Annotated in this window: 7 protein-coding genes and 4 tRNA genes; all 11 read left to right on the forward strand. The window is 49.3% G+C overall.

What is annotated here, in order from left to right; genetic code table 11:
- On the forward strand, positions 1 to 221 hold a 221-nt coding region (locus Q8M98_10940; protein MDP3115271.1), incomplete at its 5' end, for a hypothetical protein.
- Positions 222 to 558: 337 nt separating this feature from the next.
- On the forward strand, positions 559 to 1,848 hold the full coding sequence (locus Q8M98_10945; protein ID MDP3115272.1) for a Y-family DNA polymerase: 1,290 nt from the start codon (positions 559 to 561) through the stop codon (positions 1,846 to 1,848).
- Positions 1,849 to 1,955: 107 nt separating this feature from the next.
- Positions 1,956 to 2,822 (forward strand): ChaN family lipoprotein, encoded by an 867-nt coding sequence (locus Q8M98_10950; GenBank protein ID MDP3115273.1) that lies wholly within the window; start codon positions 1,956 to 1,958, stop codon positions 2,820 to 2,822.
- Positions 2,823 to 2,841: 19 nt separating this feature from the next.
- Positions 2,842 to 3,663, forward strand: coding sequence for an AmmeMemoRadiSam system protein B (gene amrB / locus Q8M98_10955; protein MDP3115274.1), 822 nt, complete (start codon positions 2,842 to 2,844; stop codon positions 3,661 to 3,663).
- 7 nt (positions 3,664 to 3,670) lie between these two features.
- Entirely contained in the window at positions 3,671 to 4,225 is a 555-nt protein-coding gene (gene amrA / locus Q8M98_10960) for an AmmeMemoRadiSam system protein A (protein ID MDP3115275.1), read from the forward strand.
- A 46-nt stretch (positions 4,226 to 4,271) separates the two neighbouring features.
- A tRNA-Gly gene (locus Q8M98_10965) sits at positions 4,272 to 4,347 on the forward strand.
- 8 nt (positions 4,348 to 4,355) lie between these two features.
- Positions 4,356 to 4,429, forward strand: a tRNA-Cys gene (locus Q8M98_10970).
- 15 nt (positions 4,430 to 4,444) lie between these two features.
- A tRNA-Leu gene (locus Q8M98_10975) sits at positions 4,445 to 4,531 on the forward strand.
- A 1-nt stretch (position 4,532) separates the two neighbouring features.
- A tRNA-Gly gene (locus Q8M98_10980) sits at positions 4,533 to 4,608 on the forward strand.
- Positions 4,609 to 4,683: 75 nt separating this feature from the next.
- Positions 4,684 to 5,340: an HAD family phosphatase gene (locus tag Q8M98_10985; GenBank protein MDP3115276.1), complete on the forward strand. Its 657-nt coding sequence runs from the start codon at positions 4,684 to 4,686 to the stop codon at positions 5,338 to 5,340.
- Complete coding sequence (locus Q8M98_10990) at positions 5,337 to 6,026, forward strand: hypothetical protein (GenBank protein MDP3115277.1); 690 nt, start codon at positions 5,337 to 5,339, stop codon at positions 6,024 to 6,026. Before Q8M98_10985 ends, Q8M98_10990 begins: the two co-directional genes overlap by 4 nt.
- The last annotated feature ends 280 nt before the right edge of the window (positions 6,027 to 6,306 follow it).

Consider the following 6,306-nt stretch of genomic DNA (forward strand, 5'->3'; position numbering starts at 1 on the left):
TCGGCGCAAATCAGACCGTTTTCGACATCCTCAATAACACGCATTTTAAAAGCCATGCTATAACGATTTACGGGCTTCTTTTCTTTCATTTTCTCTTCTCCTTAGAAGTTGATTTGGTGTCAACTTTTTTAGGACGGGACAAAAATCGACCCCAAAAACCGATAAAAAATCTTTCTTCCCCCTTAGCATTACGGTATCAATACGGAGTCATTACGGACTAAGTCCGTAATGACTCCGTATTGCTAAGGGGTAAGAGAGGTGACTCGTGCCTGTAAATGATTGTTATAAATGACTTTATTGAGATTTAGAAAAACAAGGGAAACCAGCCTGATAAGAGCAACCGAGCAATCCTGCTCCAATTATGCGTCCATCTCATTGATAAATATGTTGTTAGTGCCTTTATTTTAATCATTGCCGATCCGGATACTCCGATCGCATCGCAACAGGCAAAACCGATCTATCCATTATGCCCCTTTTGCCAATATCGCCCATCCTCACTCGCACGATTTGTGATTGACACATAAGCCCCCTTTGGACAAATGGGAGCGGGAGAGAAAATTGAACAAAACTGGTTTGAACGATAACGAGATCATCGCGTTGGTGGACTGCAACAATTTCTATGTGTCCTGCGAGCGCGTATTTGACCCTTCCCTGGAGGGCAAGCCAGTGGCTGTGCTCTCCAATAACGACGGGTGTATCGTATCTCGATCCAACGAATTGAAGGCGCTAAAAGTCCCGATGGCAGCTCCCGGATTCAAATACGAAGCATTGATCCGCAAACACGGGGGCACGCTGCTTTCCTCAAACTATGCCCTCTATGGAGATATGTCCGCGCGGGTGATGGACGCTCTATCTCGTTTTTCGCCGGATCTGGAGATCTATTCGATCGACGAGGCGTTTTTGGGTTTGAACGGATTCCGCATTCGCGATCTGGAGGAATATGGCAAACAGATCCGGAAGATCGTGCAACAGTGGACCGGCATCCCCGTATCGGTAGGAATCGCCAAGACCAAGACTCTGGCAAAAGTGGCAAATCATTATGCCAAAAGAGTTAAAGGTTTCGGAGGAGTGCTCGTATTGTTAGATGAAGAACGCATTGAAAAAGCCCTGACCCAGCTACCAATCAGAGAAATTTGGGGGATCGGCAGGCAATATGAAAAGTTTCTCAATCAAAATGGCATCCAAAATGCCTGGCAGCTCCGCAACGCCCAGGATAAATTCGTGGATCATTATCTGACCAGCGTTGGGCATAAAACAGTGTTGGAATTGCAGGGATATTCCGCCATTGACATCGATGATGCGCCAACCACAAAGAAGAGTATCGTCTGCTCAAGGTCTTTCGGCAAACAGGTTTCCAACTGTGCGGAGCTGGCGGAAGCGGTTTCCACATATATCACCCGCGCTGCGGAAAAACTGCGGTTTCAACATTGCGTGGCGGGACACATGATGGTCTTTCTCAATACCAACCGTTTCAAAGAGGGTCCGCAATATAACAATTCCGCCCAGACGACGCTTTTTCCTCCTTCGGCATATACTCCGGATCTGATCAAACGCGGATTGGAGATGCTGGACGACGTCTTTCTGGAGGGCTTCGAATACAAAAAAGCGGGGGTGATGTTTGCCGATATCATCCCGGAAGAAGATGTTCCGCTCAATTTCATCGAGACGAATTATCTGGACGACCGGCGCAAACAACTGATGGACGTGATTGACCGTCTCAACCGCAGGCAGGGCAGAGACACGGTTTTCTATGCCGCCAACGGAATCCAAAAGGAATGGGAGATGAAACGTGCCAAGCTCTCCCCAGCTTATACAACGCGCTGGTCGGACATCCCCAAGGTGAAGTGATGCAGGTAATTATGAGCTACGAGCCCATCCGGTGGCTTTTTCAGGAATTTCTCAATGGGCATATCCGGCAAAACTGATTAGATTATCAAATAAAAAGGGAGTAGCAAATGACGCGCATCATACCCATTCTGCTTATGTTGACCGCATTTATAGCGAGCCTCGGCGCCCAGGATTATAGAATAGTCGCGACAAAATCCGGCAAGGATATCACCCTCACGGCTATGGCGAGAGAGCTGAAAAAATATGACGTGATCTTCTTTGGCGAATACCACGACCATGCAGTGCTGCATGGGATACAGCACACGCTCGTGCCCCTCTTATACAATCAGGACAAGCGTTTGATCCTTTCTTTCGAAATGTTTGAGCGGGACACCCAGGACTTCCTGGACGACTATCTCGCCGGCAATATCTCCGAAGAAGTATTTCTGAAAAACTCGCGTCCCTGGCCGAATTATAAGACGGACTATGCCCCCCTGATCGAATTTGCCAAGAAAAAAGGATTGACGGCGATTGCGGCAAACATTCCACGCCGGCTCGCGGGTATGGCGGTACGAAACGGAAAAGGCAAGCTGGGCGAGCTTCCCAACGAGGACAAAGTGCTGATGGCATTGCAGATATCCGCTTCCAACGGCAAGTACAAAGAGAACTTTATGAACACCATGACCGGCATGGGAGCCCATGGCGACGCGACGGATAAAGAGCTTTATGAACGGATGTTCTTTGCCCAATGCATGAAGGACGACACCATGGCGGAAAGCATTATCCAATATATGGAACGCCATCCCAAACACAGGATCATCCACATCAACGGGGATTTCCACTCGCGCGAATACCTTGGCACCGTGGAACGAGTCCTTTCCCGCAACCGCAAACTCAAGGTGGCTGTGATCAGTCCTCAATACAAAGGGGAAAAGATCCCTTATCAAGCAAACAAGATCGCGGATTACCTCATCGTCGTTTCGCCGAATCCATGACACTGAAGAGAGGAAAATCATGATCAGAAAAGCGGCACACGCCGGAAGTTTCTACCCCCGTTTCGCACAGCAGATCGAACGTCAGATCTCAGGCTGGATCCAAGGCGTGCAGCCTTCCAAGGGCTATGAAGATACCCTCGGGATCATCGTTCCCCACGCCGGTTATATCTATTCCGGGCAATGCGCGGCGCTGGCATATCAGGATATTTCACAGCACAATTTTGACAGCTTTATCATCCTCCACCCCTGCCATCAGGGAAATCACTTTGACTACAGCGTTTCTGCCTTTGAGGAATATGAAACACCCTTGGGCAATATCATGCTCGATCTGCAACTCTATGAAACGCTTTCCGGAGCCGCAAGGGACAAAAACCTCGAGCTGAGATTGCACGAAAGTGAGCATTCCATGGAGATCCAGCTTCCTTTGATCAAGCACTTCTTTCCCAACGCGCGCATCTGTCCGGTGATGTTCGGCAGGCAGACTCCTGAGGTGGCGCAACGCCTTGCCATGAGCATCTATGAAATCCTCAAGAACTCGCAAAGACGCATCGGCATCATCGTTTCCACCGATCTTTCCCATTATCACAACAGTGAAAAAGCGGCTAAACTGGATAAATTGATCACCAAATATATCATGAGTTTCGATCCGGACGCCCTCTGGCAAAGCGTTATCAGCGGACGTTGTGAAGCTTGCGGGATCGGCGGAATCATCACACTGCTCGATCTGGCAAAACGCTATGAAGATGCCAAATCCAAGCTGATCCAATATACGCATTCCGGCAAAAGTTCCGGAGATAACCTGCAAGTCGTGGGCTATTTGAGTGCCAAGATCTTTCGTTAGAGGGGTTATGCAACTGACTGACACACAAAAACATCAACTGCTCAGGCGGGCGCGGCAGGCTATCGTTTCACGCTTTGACCACTCCGAGCTTGAAATACTCCAAGATCTGCTATTCACCGAAAAACGCGGAGTTTTCGTTTCTCTGCACGCCTTTGGAAATCTGCGGGGCTGCATCGGATATATCAAAGGCTATGAATCAATCGGTGATAGCGTCCTCGAAATGGCACGTTCTGCTGCTTTTCGCGATCCGCGGTTTCCGGCTTTGACCTTAAACGAACTCGGAGATATCGAGATCGAGATCTCCATTCTCAGCGAAATGATCCCCATTGACGGTGCCGAAGAAGTAGTCATCGGAAGGGACGGACTCTATCTCCGACACCCACGCGGCAGCGGATTGCTGCTCCCTCAGGTGCCGGTGGAGTGCAAGTGGAACATTAGTGAATTCCTGCAACATATTTGCCTCAAGGCGGGCTTGCCAAACGGTGCATGGAAAGATAAGGGAGCGGCGCTTTTCCGTTTCACGGCTGAGGTTTTTCACGAGGATAAAGAGTTTTTTGATTGACAAATTAGCGGGTATTCAAACTTTGGTTTTTTGCGTTTTTTCATACGCGGGAATAGCTCAGTTGGTAGAGCGCAACCTTGCCAAGGTTGAGGTCGCGGGTCCGAGTCCCGTTTCCCGCTCCAGTTCTTTAGGCGACATAGCCAAGCGGTAAGGCAGAGGTCTGCAAAATCTCTATCCCCGGTTCAAATCCGGGTGTCGCCTCCATTATTTTTTCATCGTGCCGGAGTGGTGGAACAGGTAGACACAAGGGACTTAAAATCCCTCGGGTGCGAGCCCGTGCCGGTTCAAGTCCGGCCTCTGGTACCATGCGGGAATAGCTCAGTTGGTAGAGCGCAACCTTGCCAAGGTTGAGGTCGCGGGTTCGAGTCCCGTTTCCCGCTCCAAATATTCCCCCATCTTTTTCACTTTTCCTTTTTGCTGTTGACGAAATAGCGCCCTCCTCCGAGCTTGCACATAATATGAATTACAAAGCAATCATCTTTGATCTGGATGGAACCCTGATCGATTCCATGCGCCTCTGGCGTGAGGTCGATACGGAGTTTCTGGCAAAACGCGGAATCGAGGTTCCGGCAGACCTTTTTGCTCATCTGCCCCAAGGAAATAGTTTCATCCAGACGGCAAAATACTTCAAAGACCGTTTCGGTTTGCCGGACAGCGTGGAAAGCGTTATGAAGGAATGGACGGACATGGTTTTTTGGCATTATGCCAATTCGATCAAGCTCAAAGACGGAGCGCTGGAACTGGTCAATTTCCTGCACGACAAACAGATACCCATCGGTCTCGGCACCAGCAATTCCTTCGAGCTTGCGGAAAAAGCGCTCAGTTTCAACGGTATCTGGCAATGCTTTTCCAGCGTGGTCACCGGAGACATGCATTTGATGGGCAAACCATTCCCCGATATATACTTAAAGAGCGCTGAAAACTTGAAACTGGAGCCAATAGATTGCTGCGTGGTCGAAGATACTCTATCGGGAATCAGAGCTGCCAAAGCAGCGGGTATGACCGCCATCGCCATTTTTGACGAGGACAGTCTTCCGGATCATGATCAGATCAAAGCGGAAGCGGACTATTTCATGGCGGATTATTTTGAAATAAGGAGACTGCTGAATATATGAAAAACGAGCTATACGTTGTGATCGGCGCCTATGGTAGCGGCAAAAGCGAATACTCCATCCAGCTTGCCAGAGAATTGAAAAAGCAGGGCTTGGATATCGTCCTGGCGGATTTGGATGTCGTCAATCCCTATTTTCGCTCGCGGGATGTGCGGGAAAGATTTGCCGAAATAGGGATCGACGTGATTGCTCCAGACGGCATATTCATGCATGCCGACCTGCCGATGATCTCTCCCCGAATCAAAGGCGCGATCGAAAACAGGGACAAAACCGTGATCCTGGACGCGGGCGGAGACCCTGCCGGCTGCCGTGCCTTGGGTAGATTCGTGGATAACATCAAGCTTCGTGGCTACCGTATGCTCTTTGTGGTCAACACCTTGCGTCCTTTTACTTCCACCGCGGAAGAGATCGTTATCATGAAAAATAGCCTGGAATATACTTCCAAACTTCGCGTCACGGAACTGATCTGCAACACCAACCTGATGGAACATACTGATAGAACCCTCCTTGAGAAGGGCATCAATATCGTGCAGGAAGCCGCTGACCTTTGCCGGCTTACCTTTGAGCACTATCTCGTTTTGGATGAATATGCCGCGCTCATTCCCGATGGCTTATCCGGGAAACAACGCGTCGTGATGAACTACACGCTCAAAAAACCCTGGGAAGTGCTTGTCGCAAAAGGGATCTGAGATGTTTGCGGTGAACGGGTGAACTGGTGAATGGGTGAATGCGCTGCTCCGGTTTCCTCCAATTCTCAATTCTCAATTACCGGCGATTGGCTCTATTTAAGGTATCCTTAGAACCGTCTCATTTTCGATGCACATACTCTGCGCTTCCTATTTCATCAAGATCAATTTGCTTTGCTTTTGGATCTTTCCATCCACCGAAAAGCGCAGAAAATACACTCCCGATGCCAAGGTTCGGTTATGCTCATCACAGCCTTCCCAAGCGACGATGTGTTCGCCGCTG

Source organism: Candidatus Cloacimonadaceae bacterium, assembly GCA_030693415.1.
Classification (GTDB): Bacteria; Cloacimonadota; Cloacimonadia; order Cloacimonadales; family Cloacimonadaceae; genus JAUYAR01.